Raw genomic sequence first — 17604 nt, forward strand, 5'->3', positions numbered from 1 at the left:
GGGGCAACCGGCCCGCGTCGGGCGGACACTAAGGACGCGCCAGGCGGAGCGTCAGGATCTGGAACGGGCGCAGGTCCAGCGGGAAGGAGCCGTCCCCGGCCCGGGGGAGGGGAGCGGTGGGGCTCTCCAGGAGGTCGGTGACGTGCGCCGCGGCGACGGGGAAGCCGGTGTGCAGCGCCCCGCGCGCGCCGCCGCCGCGCGACTCGTAGAGCCGGACGACCACGTCGCCGCCGCGGTCGTCGGCGAGTTTCACCGTCTCCACGACGATGTCGGGGTTGTCGACGGTGACGAACGACGGCCCGGCGGCGGCCCCGCCGGTCGACGCCGAACTGCCCGGCCGCAGCGGCAGGTTGAAGGAGTAGCCGGAGGCGACGGCGTCGCCGACCCCGGCGCCGACCACCAGGCCGTAGGCGAAGGAGTGCCGCCCCCGGTCGGCCTGCGGGTCGGGGCTGTGCGGCGCGCGCAGCAGCGACAGCCGCAGCGTGGTGGTCGTACCGCCGTCGTCGCGGGTCAGGCGCGAGACGTCGTGGCCGTAGGTGGAGTCGTTGACGACGGCGGCTCCCCAGCCGTGCTCGCCCACGTGCACCCAGCGGTGCGCCCAGAGTTCGAAGCGGGCGGCGTCCCAGCTCGTGTTCTCGTGGGTGGGGCGCTGGACGTGCCCGAACTGGATCTCGGCGCTCTCGCGCTCCGCGTGCACGTTCAGCGGCCACGCGGCCTTGAGGAGGGTGTCCCGCTCCTGCCAGTCGATGTCGGTCCGGACGGTCAACCGGGCGCTTCCGGCGGCCAGTTGCAGGTCCTGCGTGAGGTGCGAGCCGCCGAAGGAGCGCGTGACGCGCACCGACGCGAGCAGCGGCCCGGCCTCGGTGACCTCGACGGCGTCGGCGGCGGTGAGGTCGCGGACGGTGTCCCGGTAGTAGCCGTCGATGTTCCAGGCGCTCCACCGGTTGGGGTCGTCCGGGTGGAGTTGCAGCAGATTGCCCGCCGCGCCGGGGGCGATCGCCTCGCGTCCGGCGCGCAGGTCGTACGCGGACCGCACGAGGCCGTCGGCGTCGATCCGTATCCGCAGCATCCCGTTGTCGAGGGTGATCCCGGTGGTGTCCTCGGTGACCGAGACCGGGGGCAGCGCGGAGCGCACGGCCTGACCGGTGCCGAAGGCGGGGGCCTCGACGAGGACGGCGGTACGTCCGTCGGACAGCGGCTGGCCGTCGGCGGCGGGGGTGCCCGCGGGCAGGACGGCCACCTCGCGGCGCGCGTAGGGCCCGGCGTTGTAGAAGACGGGTCCTGAGTCGGCGGGTCCTGAATCGGCGGGCCTCGAACCGGCGGGTCCCGCGCCCGTCCCCGCGCCCACCGCGGCCTCGATCACCTCGGCCAACTCGGCCTGCAACTCCCGGTGTACGGCCTCCGCCTCCCGGTGCACCCAGGCGATCGAGGAGCCCGGCAGGATGTCGTGGAACTGGTGCAGCAGCACCCGCCGCCAGATCGACTCCAGCCGCTCGTACGGGTAGGGGGCGCCGCCGCGGACCGTGGCCGCCGCCGACCACAGCTCGGCCTCGCGCAGCAGCGCCTCCGCGCGCCGGTTGCCGCGCTTGGTACGGGCCTGGCTGGTGTAGGTGCCGCGGTGATTCTCCAGGTACAGCTCGCCGCGCCAGACCGGCAGCCGCTCGTACTCCTCGCGCGCCTCGTCGAAGAAGGCCGAGGGGTCGCCGACCTCCACGCGGGTGGAGCCCTCCAGGTCGCGCAGCCGCCGCGCCTTCTCCAGCATCTCGCGGGTCGGCCCGCCGCCGCCGTCGCCGAAGCCGAAGGGGGCGAGCGAGCGGGTGGCGGCGCCCTTGTCGGCGAAGTTTTGCTCGGCGTGAGCCAGTTCGGCGCCGGTCAGGGAGGCGTTGTAGGTGTCGACCGGTGGGAAGTGGGTGAAGATCCGGGTGCCGTCGATGCCCTCCCAGTGGAAGGTGTGGTGCGGCAGCCGGTTGGTCTCGTTCCACGAGAGCTTCTGGGTGAGGAACCAGCGGGCCCCGGCCAGCGCGGCGAGCTGCGGGTACGCGGCGGTGTAGCCGAAGGAGTCGGGCAGCCACACGCCGTCCTGCGGGATGCCGAACTCCTCGGCGAAGAACCGCCGCCCGTAGACGAGTTGGCGGGCCAGCGCCTCACCGCCGGGCAGATTGCCGTCCGCCTCCACCCACATGCCGCCGACCGGCGCCCAATTGCCGTCGGACACCGCCTTCTTGATCCGCTCGAAGATCTCGGGGCGGCGCTCCTTCATCCACGCGTACTGCTGCGCGGAGGAGCAGGCGAAGACCAGCTCCGGGTACTCCTGGGCCAGCGTCGTCATATTGGTGAAGGTCCGGGCGCACTTGCGGACCGTCTCGCGGACCGGCCACAGCCACGCCGAGTCGATATGGGCGTGCCCGACCGCGGTGACGGTGTGCGCGGAGGCGTGCGCGGGCCGGGACAGCACGTCCGTCAGCCGGTCGCGGGCGGCCTGCGCGGTGGCCGCGACCGCGCGCACGTCGACCGCGTCGACCGCCCGCTGGAGCGCCCGCAGGATCTCGTGCCGCCGCGAGCCGTCTGTCGGCAGCTCGCGCATCAGCTCGTCCAGCACCTCCATGTCGTGCAGCAGGTGCCACACCGCGTCCTCGCGCACCGCGATCTCGGCGGCGCGCAGCCGGTACAGGTGTTCCTCGCCCGCGGTGTCCCGCGAGCCGTAGTGCGTGCCGACCGCGAGCGCGCCCTCGATCATCGGGTTCGCGGCCAACTCCACCAGCAGCTCGACCGGTTCGCCGCCCGCGGCGGGCTCCGCGAGCAGCACCGAGCGGTGGTGCGGGTGCAGGCCCTGCACGGGTGCGCCCGCCGCGTCGTGGACGAAGCCCTCGGCCTGGCCGCCGGGGCCCTTCGTCGGGTCGAAACCCAGGTCGAAGACGGCCTCCACCCGGCGGCCCGCCCAGGCCGCCGGTATCCGGCCGGTCGCCCGCAGCCAGGTCGTCGACCACGGACCGCCCCAGGTGTCGCCGATCGCGGCGGGCGCGTACGTCGCGGCCAGCGCGTCGGCCACCGGTACGGGTTCGCCCGGCACCTGCCAGGCGGCGAGATCGAGGGTCAGCGCGTCACTGTAGAGGGCGGGACGGACCACCTGAGCGAGGAATTTGGTGATCCGCTCTTCGACGATGTGCCGGTCGTCATGCACAGTTGCGTTTCCTTCTGCCGTGGGCGGGCGGGTGCCGGAAGGGCGGGCGGATGCGGGAGGGCGAGTGCTCGCGGGAAAGCCGTGGGGGACGTGGGGGAGGGGTCAGGTACGGCGCTCCGCTCCGGCCGTACGCCAGGTGCGCCGGGGCGTGAAGCCCAGCAGTTCCGTGCAGGCGGCCGTGTCGAAGAGCGAGGCGTGGTCCGGGAGGCCGCTGCGCAGCGGCACCCCCGGATGGTGACGGGCCATCAGTTCCGCGGACGGCAGCGCGGATGTCGTGTCGGCGGCCGTGACGTTGACGACGTGACAGCCGGTCAGCTCGGTCTCCAGCGCGCGCCGTACCGCCTCGGCCGCGTCCAGGGTGTGCAGCCAGCCCCACAGGTCGTGCCGCTGACCGGCCGGGTCGGCGGCGCAGGCGTCCAGGAAGTGGCCGAGCCGGTCGCCGGTCCCGGTGAAGGGCAGCCGCAGACAGACCGCGTCCAGGCCCCAGCGCCGGTGTGCGGTGCGTGCCACCTCCTCCAGCGCGGCCTTCGACAGGCCGTACGGGTCGCGCAGCACGCTCGGATGGGCCTCGTCCAGCGGGACGTAGGACGGCGAGACCGGCACCGGTGACCAGGCCAGGCCCACCGCGGCCATGCTGGAGGCGGCCACCACCCGGCGCACCCCGGCCCGGCCCGCCTCCTCGAACACCCGGTGCGCCGTCAGGCAGTTGTGCGCGAACAGCGTGCTCGGGTCGGTGTCGTTCGGGTGCGGGATCGCCCCGAGGTGCACCACCGCCTCCGCGCCCGCCATGGCCTCGCGGACCAGTTCCGGGTCCTGGAGGTCGCCGGTGTGCACGCGCGCGGCGCGCGGCTCGGTCACCGGCAGCAGGTCGGTGAGCACCAGGTCGTGCCCGGCGGCCAGCAGCGCCGCGGTGACATGGCCGCCGATGTGTCCGGCGGCCCCCGTGATCAGGACGCGCATCAGCCCTTCACCGCCCCGACCAGGCCGTTGACGAAGTAGCGCTGGAGGCTCAGGAACAGCAGCGCCACCGGGATGACGACGATCAGCGCGCCCGCCATCAGGTTGTTGTAGTGCGGCACGTTCGACGAGGCGAGCGTCTGGAGCCCGAGCGGCAGCGTGTACGTGCTCTCGTCGTTGAGCGACACCCGCGTCAGCAGGTACTCGTTCCAGGTGGGGATCGCGGTGAGCAGCGCCACCGTGATCAGCGCGGGCCTGGCCAGCGGCAGATAGATCCGGGTGAAGATGTGGAACTCGTTGGCGCCGTCGACCCGCGCCGACTCCCGCAACTCCCGTGGCACGGCGCTGAAGGCGCCGGTCATCAGCAGCACCGACAGCGGCGCGCCGCCGTTGACGAAGGGCAGCACCAGACCGATGTGCGTGCCCAGGATGCCCATCTTGTTCTCCAGCAGCACGATCGGCAGCATCACCGTGATGCCGGGCACGAACAGCAGCGCGACGAAGAGCTTCTGGAGCAGGCCGCGGCCGGGGAAGTCCAGCACCGCGAAGGCGTATCCGGCCGCCGCGTACACCCCGAGCGTCAGCACCACGGTGAGCGCGGTGACCTGAAGGCTGTTCAGGAAGTAGTGGAAGAAGTGCAGTTGGTTCCAGGTGTGGGTCAGCGTGTCCAGCGTCGGGTGGTGCGGGATCAGATGGCCGCCGCGTACCACCTCGACCTGGTCCTTGAAGGCGGCCGAGATCATCCACAGGAAGGGGTAGACGCTGACCAGGCCGTAGAGCGTCAGCAGGATGCCGACGGTCCAGCGCGCGGCGGCGCGCGAGACGGCGGCCCTGGCCGGCGAGGCGGGTCCTGTGGTGCGCGAGGGGCCCGCGCCGGAGATGTTCGTCGTCATGTTCTGCTCCGCATGACTCGCAGGTTGATCAGGGCGAGCACCACGGCGGCGGCGAACAGCAGCCAGCCGAGGGCGCTCGCCAGGCCGAGCGTCGGCGCCAGGTCCTTGAGGAAGGCCAGCCGGTACGCCTCGAGGCCGAGGACGTTGGTGTGGTCTCCGGGACCGCCGTTGGTCATCACCAGGAAGGTCTGGAAGCCCTGGAGGGAGTCGCGGAGATTGAGCAGCACGACGATCGAGGTGATCGGCCGGACCAGCGGCCACACCACCGACATGTTCGTCCGCCACCATCCGGCGCCGTCGAGCTGCGCGGCCTCCATCACGCTGCGGTCGATGGTCTGAAGACCGGTGAGGTACATCAGCATCGCGACCGGCACCGCCCCCCACACGGTGACCACGATCATCGTGGGCAGCGCGGTGTGCGGGTTGCCGAGCCAGCCCTGCGGCTGCGCGAGCGACCCCATGCCGACGCTGCTGAGCAGGGTGTTGACCGCGCCGTCCGGCTGGAGGATGTACTGCCAGGCGAAGAAGACGGCGATGCCGCTGGTGACGTACGGCACGAAGTACACCGAACGCAGCACGCCCTGCATCCGCTTGGCGGAGTTGAGCAGGATCGCCAGTGGGAAGGACACCGCCACGGTCAGCAGCGGGACGGCGATCATCACGTACAGGGTGTGGAGCGCCGCGTGGTGCAGCCGGGGCGCGTAGGCCGGATTCTGCCAGAGCAGGTCCTTGTAGTTCTGGAGGCCGACCCAGTCCCAGTGCGGCGCGAAGCCGTTCCAGCGGGCGAAGCTCAGCAGGAAGCCGTAGCCGACGGTGTACAGGCCCATGACCGCGAAGAGCACGACGGCGGGGGCGACGAACAGGTAACCGGAGACGGCCTCGTAGCCGCGGCGGCGCGGGGGGCGCGCGCCGCGGCCGGCGGCGGCGCGCGCGGCCGGCCGGGGATCGCCTCCCCGGCCGGCGCCGGCCGTCTCCGTGAGCGTGGGACGGGGTGCGGTGGTCACTTGGACGTCGCCCAGAAGGAGTTGTTGAGCTTGGCCATCGCCTTGCCGGTCTGGTCCACGGTCTTCTGCTTCAGCGGCGTCAGGTCGGCCAGCACCTCACCCATCGAGTCCTGGTCGTACGTCGGCGGCCGGAAGGTGTTGTCGCTCGGGTCGTAGGTGGTCTCCGGCGTGCCGACGAAGGTCTTCAGCATGTCGGCGAGCGTCGGGCCCATCACCGAGGCGGCGTCCGCGCCGAGTTCGGTGGCGGGCACGTCGGTGGCGTCCTTGGCGAACTTCGAGGCGATGTCGGGCCGCGCCAGGAACTTCATCCACTTCTCGGCGTTGTCCGGGTGCTTGCTGGTGGAGGTGACCGTCAGACCGGTGAGCGCCAGCGGGCCGAGCGCCCGGTGGGGCACCGCGCCGTCGCCCGGCGAGGGCAGGCCGAAGGCCATCACGTCGTCGGGGTTCATGCCGTTCTGCTGGAGGAAGGCCAGCGTGAAGGTGCCGCCGATGTCGAAGGCCGACTTGCCCTGGGCGAACGCCTGGTCGGCCGCGTCGATGTCGAGGGTCTGGGTGCCCGGCATCCAGTACGGCTGGAGCTGCGCGTACTGCGTGAGGACCTTGGTGCCGTCGGCGGAGGAGAAGTCCGCGCCGGCGTCCTTGCCGAACAGCGCCTGGTACTTCTCCTTGCCCAACTGGGCGAAGGCCAGCGGCTGGAGGACCCAGGTCAGACCGGTGGCCTTGACCTTCAGACCGAGGCTGACCCCGCCGTTCTTCGGGTCCTTGGCGGTGGTGGCCTTCAGGTCGGCCAGGAACTCGTCCCAGTTCGCGGGGGCCTTGGTGATCCCGGCGGCGGCCAGCATCTTCTTGTTGGCCATGACGATGCCGAAGGTCCCGGAGGTGAAGGGCACGCTGAAGCGCTGGCCCTTGCTCACGCCGTGCGTCTTGGAGTCGGCGGGCTTGGACTCGGTGTACTTCGCGTCGGTGACGGTGCCCGAGACCTGGACGCCCTTCTGGTACAGGCCGCTCCAGGCGGCGTCGACGTCGCCCGCGATGTCCTTGGCTATGCCGGTGGCGCCGAGCACCAGGTCCTCGCCGTCGGAGTGCGTCTCCAGCACATCGGGCAGGTCGTGGGTCTTGGCGGCGGCCTGGAGCTTGGTGCTGTACGCGTCGTCCGGTCCGTACGCCTCGATCTTGACGGTGATGCCGGTCTGCTTCTTGAACTCGGCCGCCGCGTTGCGCAGTCCGGCGACGTGCGACTGCTTGAAGGTCCACATCTCCAGCGACTTGCTGTCCCCCGATCCGGAGGAGCCGCCGCCGCAGGCGGCCAGCGGGCTCAGCGAGAGGACGGTGGCCACAGCGGCTGCGGCGAGTCTCGTCTTCGGGGTAAAACGTGCGAATGGTGTGTTCATGGGCCCCTACCTAGGATTCGACCGTTCAGAAGACCGAATGACGTTGGAGTGACTGAACTTAGGGTCGTGTTTGATATAGCGTCAAGACGCACGCCGCGATGGGAGTGGGCACTCTTATGCGTCGTGCATCGGCGGCGGGGAGCGGAGGATCGGTGGAATCGGTGGCAGAAGCGGCGCGCGGGCGGAAGCCCGAAGAGGTGAAGTCCGCAGCTCGGGTACTGGAAGTGCTCGAACTGCTCGGCGCGGACGGCGCCCGGCTCTCGCTGGCGGAGATGGCGACGGCGATGGCGGTGCCGAAGAGCAGCCTGCACGCCATCCTGCGCACGATGCAGGCGCGCCGGTGGGTGGATCTCGACCCGTCAGGGACGCGCTACAGCCTCGGTCTCAAGGCGCTGTTGACGGGCACCGCCTACCTGGAGGGCGACGACGTCACCAGCCTGGCGGGGCCGGTGCTCGACGCGCTGGCCGAGGAGACCGGCGAGGCCGTGCACCTGGGCAGGCTCGACGGCACGCACGTCGTCTACCTGGCCAAACGCGAGTCGCGGCACGCGCTGCGGATGTACTCCGCGGTCGGCCGCAGGCTCCCCGCGCACGCCACGGCGCTCGGCAAGGCGGTCCTCTCGCAGTACGACCACGCCGAGGTGCAGCGGCGGCTGGACTGGCCGCTGGAGCGGATGACCCCGACCACGGTGGTCGATCCCGACGCGTTCCTGGCCCAGTTGGCCGAGGCGCGGCTGCGCGGCTGGGCGGCGGACGACGGCGAGAATTCCGTCGACATCCGCTGCGTCGCGGTCGCGCTCGGCGGCGGCCAGGGCGAGGACGCGATCAGTTGCTCGGCGCCCAAGAGCCGGATGGACGACGCGCGGGTCGAGGAGGTCGCGCAGGCGGTCACCGAGGCCGCGCAGTCGCTGAGCACCCTGCTCAAACGGCTGGGCCAGCACTGACCGGCCGCCGCCACCGCGCCGACCGGCCGCGGGCCGGCCGCTGAACCGGCACGGGCCGCCCGCCGGCTCGCCACCGGCCCGCCGCCCGCCTGCCGCCGGGCCCGACGTGCCGTCGGGCCCGGCCTGACGGGCCGCCCGGCCGACCGGGGCGTGCCGACCCCTTGTGTGTCCCGCGTGGCGGGGGTTACGGTCGTTCCGAGTTTGTCAAAGTGATTGACAAACTCGGAATGCCCTCTCTACGTTCGGATACCGGTACGTCATTCCGTTACCTGTACGTGGGAGTTCGTATGGCATTGCCTGATGCCGGCCCCGCACCGCTCGCCCCGGCCCCCTGGGTCGACGAGCGCGGCGCCAAGATCCGCATCACGGCCGTTCGCACCTTTCTGACCGCCCCCCACGGGTGCCCCCATCTCATCGTCCGCGTCGAGACCGGCGAACCGGGCCTCTACGGCCTCGGCTGTGCCAGCGATCCCCAGCGGACGCTGGCCGTCCGCTCGGTGCTCGACGACTACCTCGCCCCGCTGCTCACCGGGCGGGACCCCGACGACATCGAGGACATCCACCGGCTGATCCTCAATAGCGCCTACTGGCGAGGCGGTTCGGTCACCGGCAACGCGCTCGGCGGCATCGACGTCGCCTTGTGGGACCTCAAGGCCAAGCGCCTCGGCGCGCCCCTGCACTCGCTGTTCGGCGGCAAGGTCCGCGCCTTCGCCGAGGCGTACACGCACGTCGACGGCCGCGACGCCGCCGAGATCGCCGACAAGGTCCAGGCCGCGAGGGAACACGGCTACCGGCACGTCCGGATCCAGGCCGCCGTGCCGGGCGCCGACACCTACGGCGCCTCCGGCGGCGGCACCGCGGACGCCGACGCGGTACGCGAGCGGCGCGCGCCCTGGGACAGTGCGGGCTATCTGCGGCACGTGCCGGGCGTTCTCACCCGTGTGCGCGAACTCGTCGGCGACGACGTCGAGTTGCTGCACGACGTGCACGAACGGCTCGACCCCCGGCAGGCCAGGGACTTCCTGCGCAGGGTCGAGGACGCCGGACTGTACTTCGTGGAAGACCTGCTCGCGCCCGAGGACACCCGGCACTTCAAGCGGCTGCACGACGCCTCACCCGTACCGCTCGCGGTCGGCGAACTCTTCCACGACACCGCCCAGTTCACCGCGCTGCTGGACGGCCCCGACATCGACTTCGCGCGGATCCGCGTCCCCACCCTCGGCGGCCTCACCCCCGCCCGCAAGATCGCGGCTTTCTGCGAACTGCGCGGTGTCCGGCTCGCGCCGCACGGCCCCGCCGACGTCAGCCCGATCGCCCAGGCCGCCACCTTGGCCATGGACATCTCCAGCCACGCCTTCGGCGTCCAGGAGGCCGCGGTCTTCAAGCCGCCCGTCCACGAGGTGTTCCCCGGCACGGTCACCGCGACCGCGGGCGGCCTCGTACCCCATGACACCCCGGGCCACGGAGTGGACTTCGACGAGGCCGCCGCCCGCCGTCACCCCGTGCCCGAACCCCTGGCCCACGACCGCTGGGCCCTGCTGCGCAACACCGATGGGAGCGTGCAACGCCCGTGACGAATCCGATCAGAGCCGGTGAACCCGGAGCCGGAGCCGACCAGGACGGGGCCGGCCGGGAGCGGTCCGCACGACGGGCGTTGGTGGTACGCGGCGGCTGGGAGGGCCACGCGCCGATCGCGATCACCGACCTCTTCCTGCCCTTCCTCAAGGACGAGGGCTTCACCGTCGAGACCGCGCAGTCGCTCGACGTCTACGCCGACCGGGACTTGATGGCCGCCACCGACCTCGTCGTCCAGTGCTGGACGATGGGCGAGATCAGCGGCGAGCAGACCAGGGGCCTGGCCGAGGCGGTCAGGGCGGGTACCGGCTTCGCGGGCTGGCACGGCGGGATCGTCGACTCCTTCCGCGGCGACGTCGACTACCAGTTCCTGACCGGCGGTCAGTTCCTCATGCACCCGGCGGGATTCCTCGACTACCGGGTCCATGTGCGGCCCGAGCGCGCCGACCACCCGGTGATCGCCGGGATCGGCGACTTCGACGTGCACACCGAGCAGTACTGGCTGGCCACCGACCCCGACATCGACGTGCTGGCCACCACGACCTTCCCGCCGGACGGCGAGCGCGCGCACCCGGTCGTGATGCCCGCGGTGTGGACCAGGAGGCAGGGCGCGGGACGGGTGTTCGTGTCCGCCATCGGGCACAAGGCCGACGACTTCGATGTGCCCGAGGTGCGGGCGCTGACCGAGAGGGGACTGCTGTGGGCGAGCCGTTGAGGATCGGCATGGTCGGCGCGGGCAAGATCAGCGGCCAGTACCTGGACACCATCGCCGGGCTCGAAGGGCTGCGGCTGACCGCTGTCACCGACCTCGACCCCGGCCGGGCCAAGGAGGCCGCCGAGCGCGCGGGCGCCGAAGTGGCGTCGAGCGTCGCGGAGTTGGTGGCGCGCGACGACGTGGACGCCGTCCTGAACCTCACCGTCCCCGCCGTGCACGCCGAAGTGGCGCTGGCCGCGGTCGCCGCGGGCAAGCACGTCTACGGCGAGAAGCCGCTCGCCGCCACCCGCGAGGAGGCCGCCGCCGTGCTCGCCGCCGCGCGCGCCGCGGGCGTCCGGGTCGGCAGCGCGCCCGACACCGTACTCGGCACCGGCACCCAGACCGCCCGCAAGGCCGTGGACGACGGGCTGATCGGCACGCCCGTCGCCGCGACCGCCTTCATGACCACCGCGGGCCACGAAGCCTGGCACCCGGACCCGGAGTTCTACTACCGGCCCGGCGGCGGCCCGCTGCTCGACATGGGCCCGTACTACCTGTCCGCGCTGGTCCACCTGCTGGGCCCGGTCGTCAAGGTCACCGGCGCCGTCGCCACCCCGCGCGCCGAACGCGCCATCGGCAGCGGCCCGCGCGCCGGGGCGCGCTTCCCCGTCGAGGTCGACACCCACGTCACCGGCGTCCTCCAGCACGAAGGCGGCGCCCTCACCACGCTGATCATGAGCTTCGACATCCACGCCGCCCGGCTGCCGCGGATCGAGGTGTACGGCACCGAGGGCTCGCTGTCCGTCCCCGACCCCAACGGCTTCGACGGCCAGGTCGAGTTGTTCACCGACGGTACGTGGCAGCCGCTGCCGGTCTCGGCCGGATACCGCGGCGCGGGGCGCGGCACCGGCCTCGCGGACCTCGCCGCCGCCGTCGCCTCCGGACGCCCACACCTGGCGTCGGCCGAACTCGCCCAGCACGTACTGGACGTGATGCTGACACTGCTGGACGCCGCGCACGACGGGACGGCGCTGCCGGTCACCAGCGGCTGCGAGCGGCCCGCGCGGGTGGATTCCGTGACACCGTAATTCCACCGAGGGCGGCAGGAAGGGCCACGGCCCTTCCTGCCGCCTTTTGCCGTTCCCGGTGTCAGGCGAATTAACTGACGACTGACTCCCTTTTCGGTTCCAAATTAGCCTGACAATTTGATAGTTGCAGGTCACGACCTGCGAGAAGAAGGAATTCGCGCGAGGCGTTGACTTGATAACACACATGGTTTTACATGGCGGTTACTGGCTGGACAGGAAGGGCTGCCGATGCATGACCGGATGAAGTCCGGCGAAGAGCGCATAGCCGCATTCCTCGCCGAACGGCTGCGCCCCGCGCTCTACCCGCAGAAGCTGCCCATGGACGTCGGCGCCTGGCACATCGCGGGCGAGCCCGTCCCCGCCGAGGTCGCGCTGCGCGCCGACTACGCGCCGTTCGCCGTCGGCGAGGCGTGGGGGCGCCCCTGGGCGACCACCTGGTTCAGCGTCCACGCCACCGTGCCGGAGCGCTGGGCCGGGCGGCGTGTCGAGGCGCTGTTCGACCTCGGCTCGGGACCCGACGACGGGACGGGAGAGGGAACCGGGGCCTGGACCGGGGCCTCCGGCGGCCCGGCCGAGGGCCTGGTGCACGACGCGCACGGCATCCCGCTCCAGGGCCTGCACCCCGGCCTCGGCGCCGTCCTGATCGCCGGCTCCGCCACCGCCGGCTCGTCCGTACGGCTGCTGGTCGAGGCCGCCGCCAACCCGCGGATCGCGGCGGGCAGCGGCGCGGGCACCCGGTACGGCGACCCGGCCACCGCGGGCGACACCCTCCTGTACCGGCTGCGCCGCGCCGACCTCGCCGTGCGCGACGAGGACGTCTGGCAGCTCGTCCACGACGTGCAGACCCTCGAAGGGCTGATGCGCGCGCTGCCCGAACAGCAGCCGCGCAGGCACGAGATCCGGCTCGCGCTGGAACGCGCCCTGGACGCCGTCGACCCGCGGGCCGTGGGCCGCACCGCCGGATACGCCCGTACGCTGCTGACCGACGTGCTCGCCCGGCGCGCCCACGAGTCCGCGCACACCGTGATCGCCGTCGGCCACGCGCACCTCGACTCCGCCCGGCTGTGGCCGGTGCGCGAGACGGTCCGCGAACGCGCCCGCGCCTTCAGCACGATGGCCGCGCTCGCCGACGAGTACCCCGAACTGGTCGTGGCCGCCTCCAGCGCGCAGCACTACGCCTGGATGAAGGACCACCAGCCGCATGTCTTCGAGCGGATACGCAAGGCGGTCGCGGACGGCAACTGGACCCCGGTCGGCGGCATGTGGGTGGAGGCCGACACCGAACTGCCCGGCGGCGAGGCGCTGGTGCGCCAGCTCGTGCACGGACGGCGCTTCTTCCGCGACGAGTTGGGCACCGAGACCGACGGCGTGTGGCTGCCCGGCGCCTCCGGCGCGTCCGCGGCCTTCCCCCAGCTCGCCGCGCTCGCGGGCGCCCGCTGGTTCCTCGGCCGCCGCCCGGAGCCCGGCCGCGGCTCCGCGCTGCCGCACCACACCTTCCGCTGGGAGGGCCTGGACGGCACGAGGCTCTTCGCGCACCTCGCTCCGGTCGGGACCGACGGCGAACGCGGAACCGAGGCCCCTGCGCTGACCGGCGGCGACCTCGTACGGTCCGTGGACGACTTCGCCGACAAGGGTGACGCGACCCGCTCCCTGCTGCCCTTCGGCCGCGGCGACGGCGGCCCCGACCGGTCGATGCTGGAGCGCGCCCGCCGCCTGGCCGACCTCGACGGCGCGCCGCGCGTCACCCTCGGCGCCCCGGCCCGCTTCTTCCGCGACGCCCAGGCCGAGCATCCGGCCGCCCCCGTGTGGCGCGGCGAACTCGACCTCGCGCCGCACCTGGGCACGTACACCAGCCAGGCGCGCACCAAGCGCGGCAACCGGCGCAGCGAGGCACTGCTGCACGAGGCCGAGCTGTGGTCGGCGACCGCCGCCGTACGGCACGGAATCCCGTACCCCTACGACGAGTTGGACCGGCTGTGGAAGAAGGTGCTGCTCCAGCAGTGCCACGACATCCTGCCCGGCACGTCGATCGCCTGGGTGCACGAGGAGGCCGAGCAGACCCACCGGGACGTAGGGCGCAGGCTGGAACGGCTGATCCGGCGGGCGGTCGGTGACCCGGACGGCGCGACCGTGCTCAACGCGGGGCCGCGGGCCCGCCGCGAGGTCGTCGTCCTCGAACCGGAGGACGGCCCGGTGCCCGGCACGCCCCTGACCGGCACTCTTCCCCTCGACGCCGCACAGCCTCGCACCGCACAGCCTGGCACCGCACAGCCTGGCACCGCACAGCCTGGCACCGCCCGACCCGGCACCGTACAGCCTCGTGCGGCGCGGCCCGGCACCGTACAGCCGCTGTCCGACGGCCGGTTCGCGGTCCTCGCGCAGGCCCCGGCGCACGGCTCAGGACCCGCGGGCATCGCGCTCGGCGACCTCGCCCCGGTCACCGTGACGGCGGGCGCGGACGGCGGCCACGTCCTGGACAACGGGCTGCTGCGCATACGGGTCGACGCGGCCGGTCTGGTGCGGTCCGCCGCCGACCTCGGCACCGGACGCGAGGCCATCGCGCCCGGCGCGGCGGGCAATCTGCTCCAGCTGCACCGCGACGAGCCCGGCGGCTGGAGCGCGGCGCGCTACGCCCCGGCGGCCGGGTCCCGCGATCTGGACCGGGCCGACCGGGTGGAGGTCACCGCCGCGGGACCGCTGCTGGCCCGGCTGCGGATACTGCGCGGCACCGGACGCTCCACCGTCGTACAGGAGTTGACGCTCACCGCGGGCAGCCACGCGCTGACCGTCGACACCGAGGTCGACTGGCGCGAGCAGGACACCGTGCTCAAGGCCGCCTGGCCGCTGGACGTACACGCGGAACACAGCCGCGCGGAAACGCAGTTCGGCCACGTCGCGCGCCCCACCCACGGGAACACCGACGGGGACGCGGCCCGCCGCGAGTCGGTCGCGCACCGCTGGATCCACGTCGGCGAGCACGGCTGGGGCGTCGCGCTCGCCGGGGACTCGACGTACGGCTACGACGTGACACGGCACACCCGCGAGGACGGCGGCACCACCACCGTCGTGCGCAGCACGCTGCTGCGCGCCCCGCGCAGCCCCGACCCGCACGCCGACCGCGGACTCCAGCGCTTCCGGCACCGGCTGCGGCCCGGCGCCGACGTGGACGACGCCGTCTCCGAGGGCTACGCGCTGCACCTGCCGCTGCGCCCCGGCCCGGACACCGGCGCCGTCACCCGATCCGATTCCCCTCCCGGCAACGCTTCTGACGCGGCGTCACCGCCCCCGCTGGTCGCCGTCGACCACCCCGACGTCGTGGTCGAGACGGTCAAACTCGCCGACGACCGCAGCGGCGACGTCGTGGTCCGGCTGTACGAGTCGCGCGGCGGGCGGGCCCGCACCGTGCTGACCGCGGGCTTCCCCGCGACGGCCGTCCAGGAGACGGATCTGCTGGAGGAACGGCTCGCCGACCACCCGCACGACGACGGACGCACCCCGCTGACGCTCCGCCCGTTCCAGGTCCTCACCCTGCGGCTGATCCGCCCCCGCGAAGGCCAGGAGGGCCGCGTTGCCTGAAACACCCCACTCGCCGCTCCCCGAAGTGCCGTCGCAGGACAGGGCGTTGCCCACCTTCCCCGACGAGCGGCGCCCGCCGGGACCGCCGGACGCGCGGACGCGGGACCTGCTGCGCCAGTGGGCCGCGGGCGACGGTCCGCTGGGCACCCGCGCCAGGGTCGTCCTGCTCGCCGCCGAAGGACTGCGGGACGCCGAGATCTCCCGGCGGCTCGGCGTCTCCCGGCAGACCGTGGGCAGTTGGCGGCACCGCTGGCAGAGCGCGGGGCTGCGCGGCCTCGAACAGCGGCCCCGCACCGGCAGACCCGCCACCGTGGACGAGGCCGAGGTGGTCACCCGGGCACTGCTCGCGCCCGGCGGCAGCGGCGCCAGCCGGGCCATCGCCCGCGAACTGGGCCTGTCCCACGCCACGGTGGCCGCGATCAGACGCCGCTGGCAGCTCACCGCGGACGAGACGACACCCGCCCCGCACGTACCGACCAGACCGCCGCTGCCCGGCACCGACGTGTGGGTGATGGGCCTGTACGCCGACGCGCGCGGCGCCGTCCTGCTCGCCGGGACCCGCGCCGCGGCCCCGGCGCCGGGACCCGCGGCGACCGTCATCGGCGAGGACGTCCTAGCCGGACTCGGCCGGGCCCTCGACGGGATGCGCCTGGCCGTGGCCCCGGACCCCGGCGGCCCGCCGCCGCTCGGGCTCACCGGCTACCTCGCGGCGGCGGCCGAACACCACCCGGACATCGCCCTGCACGCGATCACCCTCTGGGAGACCGGCCGGATCTCCGCGCCCCCGCCCGGCACCACGCCGGTGACCTTCCACCAGCTCCCGGCCCGCTCCACCTGGCGCGGCTTCCTGCGCGCCATGATCGCCCTGGACAGCACCAGCCACCCCGAGTCCTCCCGGCGGGTCTACCTCGACCTGGTCGCCGCGCTGGAACGGCAGACCGCGGGCGCGCCGGGCCCGGTCCGCTGGCTGCGCGAGAACGTCGCGGGCCACCTGCGCGCCCCGCACACCCCCGAGGCCGTCGCGCACCCGCCCTCGTTCAGCGGCGTCAACCAGATCGACCTCGGCTCCTTCAACGAGTGCGTGGTGATCGAGACCGTCCGGCTGTCCGGCACCATCACCCGCGGCGAGATCGCCCACCGCACCGGACTCACCCAGCAGTCGGTCTCCCGGATCGCCCGCTCGCTGCTCGACCGCGGCATCCTCGTCGAGGACGCGCAGCGGCGCGCCACCTCGGGCAAGCCCCGCACCCCGGTGCGGCTCAGCGGCACCGCCGCGCACGCGCTCGGCCTGCACATCGACCCCGAGGTGCTGACCGCCGTCGTCATCGACCTCGACGGCGCGATCGTCTGCACCCGCACCCGGCCGGTGAGCGCCGACATCGACCCGGCCGAATTCGTCGCGCAGGTGGTTGAGTTGGGCCGCGAGACGCTGCAAAAGGCGGGCGGCGCGGTCCGCGAGGACGGCTTCCTCGGCATCGGCGTCGCGGTGCCGGGCCCGGTCGACATCGCCTCCGGTACGGTGCTCGGCCCGCCGCTGCTGTCGGCCTGGAACGACCTGCCGCTGCTCTACCTGCTCAAGGACCACTTCCCGTGCCCGGTGATCATCGAGAAGGACTCGCTGGCCGCGGCGGCGGGGGAGCGGTGGATCGGCCGCGACCGCAGGGCCCGCGACTTCGCGTACCTCTACCTCGGTACGGGCGTCGGCTCCGGGCTCTACCTCAACGGCGACCTCTACCGGGGCGTCAGCGCCAACGCCGGTGAGTTCGGGCAGCTCTGCGCCATCGCGCTGGGCCGGGTGGACGCCGACGGGCGGCCCGAGCTGCTGCCCGAGTGCAATCCGCCGGTCTCCGTGACCGACTTCGCGGTCCGCCGCGGCCTGCCCGCCGCCGACGCCGCCCGCGGCAGCACCGCCGCCTACCGGGAGGTCGGCCGGGCCGCGGCGGCCGGTGACCCGGCCGCGACGGCCGCGCTGCGCGAGGTGGCGGGCGCCGTCGGACGCGGCGCGCTCGGCCTGGTGGACCTGCTGGACATCGACCTCATCGTGCTCGGCGGCCCGTTCTTCACCGACGACGTCGCCGACTTCTACCTGGACGAGATCGGCCGCGCCGTCAACGAATTCCCCACCGCCCGCAGGCTGCGCCGGGTCGAGGTGGAGCGCTCGGTGCTGAGCGCCGAGGCCGCCGCCGTCGGCGCCGCGTCGACCATCTTCCACGCCACGTTCACCCCGCGGCTGCGCGGGCGCGAGCGGCCCTGACCGCGACCCGAGCCCGGACCGGCTCCGGGCACAGGCCGGTGAGCAGC

General features: G+C 73.2%; 11 protein-coding genes. 6 read left to right on the forward strand and 5 right to left on the reverse strand.

Features of this window, described 5'->3' with window-relative positions:
• Positions 1 to 28: 28 nt before the first annotated feature.
• From ACIP4Z_RS26070 to ACIP4Z_RS26090, 5 genes are all read right to left on the reverse strand, one after another.
• Entirely contained in the window at positions 29 to 3181 is a 3153-nt protein-coding gene (locus ACIP4Z_RS26070; protein WP_401312004.1) for an alpha-mannosidase, read from the reverse strand.
• 102 nt (positions 3182 to 3283) lie between these two features.
• Complete coding sequence (locus ACIP4Z_RS26075; RefSeq protein ID WP_355338412.1) at positions 3284 to 4141, reverse strand: NAD(P)-dependent oxidoreductase; 858 nt, start codon at positions 4139 to 4141, stop codon at positions 3284 to 3286.
• The gene (locus ACIP4Z_RS26080) at positions 4141 to 5031 is read right to left on the reverse strand and encodes a carbohydrate ABC transporter permease (RefSeq protein ID WP_401312007.1); all 891 of its coding nucleotides are present in this window, start codon (positions 5029 to 5031) and stop codon (positions 4141 to 4143) included. Before ACIP4Z_RS26080 ends, ACIP4Z_RS26075 begins: the two co-directional genes overlap by 1 nt.
• Positions 5028 to 6035 (reverse strand): ABC transporter permease subunit, encoded by a 1008-nt coding sequence (locus tag ACIP4Z_RS26085; RefSeq protein WP_391163838.1) that lies wholly within the window; start codon positions 6033 to 6035, stop codon positions 5028 to 5030. Before ACIP4Z_RS26085 ends, ACIP4Z_RS26080 begins: the two co-directional genes overlap by 4 nt.
• Entirely contained in the window at positions 6032 to 7372 is a 1341-nt protein-coding gene (locus tag ACIP4Z_RS26090) for an ABC transporter substrate-binding protein (RefSeq protein WP_401312009.1), read from the reverse strand. Before ACIP4Z_RS26090 ends, ACIP4Z_RS26085 begins: the two co-directional genes overlap by 4 nt.
• Before the next feature lie 251 nt (positions 7373 to 7623).
• Here ACIP4Z_RS26090 and ACIP4Z_RS26095 point away from each other — a divergent pair, with 251 nt between their 5' ends.
• The 6 genes from ACIP4Z_RS26095 to ACIP4Z_RS26120 all read left to right on the forward strand — a co-directional run bounded on the left by ACIP4Z_RS26095 (position 7624) and on the right by ACIP4Z_RS26120 (position 17557).
• Positions 7624 to 8370, forward strand: a complete 747-nt coding sequence (locus ACIP4Z_RS26095; RefSeq protein WP_355338424.1) for an IclR family transcriptional regulator — start codon at positions 7624 to 7626, stop codon at positions 8368 to 8370.
• A gap of 287 nt (positions 8371 to 8657) precedes the next feature.
• Positions 8658 to 9944 carry an enolase C-terminal domain-like protein gene (locus ACIP4Z_RS26100; protein ID WP_401312013.1) on the forward strand — a complete coding sequence of 429 codons (1287 nt, stop codon included), beginning with the start codon at positions 8658 to 8660 and terminating at the stop codon, positions 9942 to 9944.
• Positions 9945 to 10024: 80 nt separating this feature from the next.
• Positions 10025 to 10660, forward strand: a complete 636-nt coding sequence (locus tag ACIP4Z_RS26105) for a ThuA domain-containing protein (RefSeq protein WP_355338792.1) — start codon at positions 10025 to 10027, stop codon at positions 10658 to 10660.
• Positions 10645 to 11727, forward strand: a complete 1083-nt coding sequence (locus tag ACIP4Z_RS26110; protein ID WP_401312016.1) for a Gfo/Idh/MocA family protein — start codon at positions 10645 to 10647, stop codon at positions 11725 to 11727. Before ACIP4Z_RS26105 ends, ACIP4Z_RS26110 begins: the two co-directional genes overlap by 16 nt.
• 240 nt (positions 11728 to 11967) lie before the next feature.
• Positions 11968 to 15303 (forward strand): alpha-mannosidase, encoded by a 3336-nt coding sequence (locus ACIP4Z_RS26115; RefSeq protein ID WP_401312018.1) that lies wholly within the window; start codon positions 11968 to 11970, stop codon positions 15301 to 15303.
• A complete protein-coding gene (locus ACIP4Z_RS26120; RefSeq protein ID WP_401312020.1) occupies positions 15296 to 17557 on the forward strand; it encodes an ROK family protein in 2262 nt (753 codons plus the stop codon). The genes ACIP4Z_RS26115 and ACIP4Z_RS26120 overlap by 8 nt, the downstream gene beginning before the upstream one ends.
• Positions 17558 to 17604 lie beyond the last annotated feature (47 nt).

This window comes from Streptomyces sp. NPDC088910 (assembly GCF_044749865.1).
Classification (GTDB): Bacteria; Actinomycetota; Actinomycetes; order Streptomycetales; family Streptomycetaceae; genus Actinacidiphila.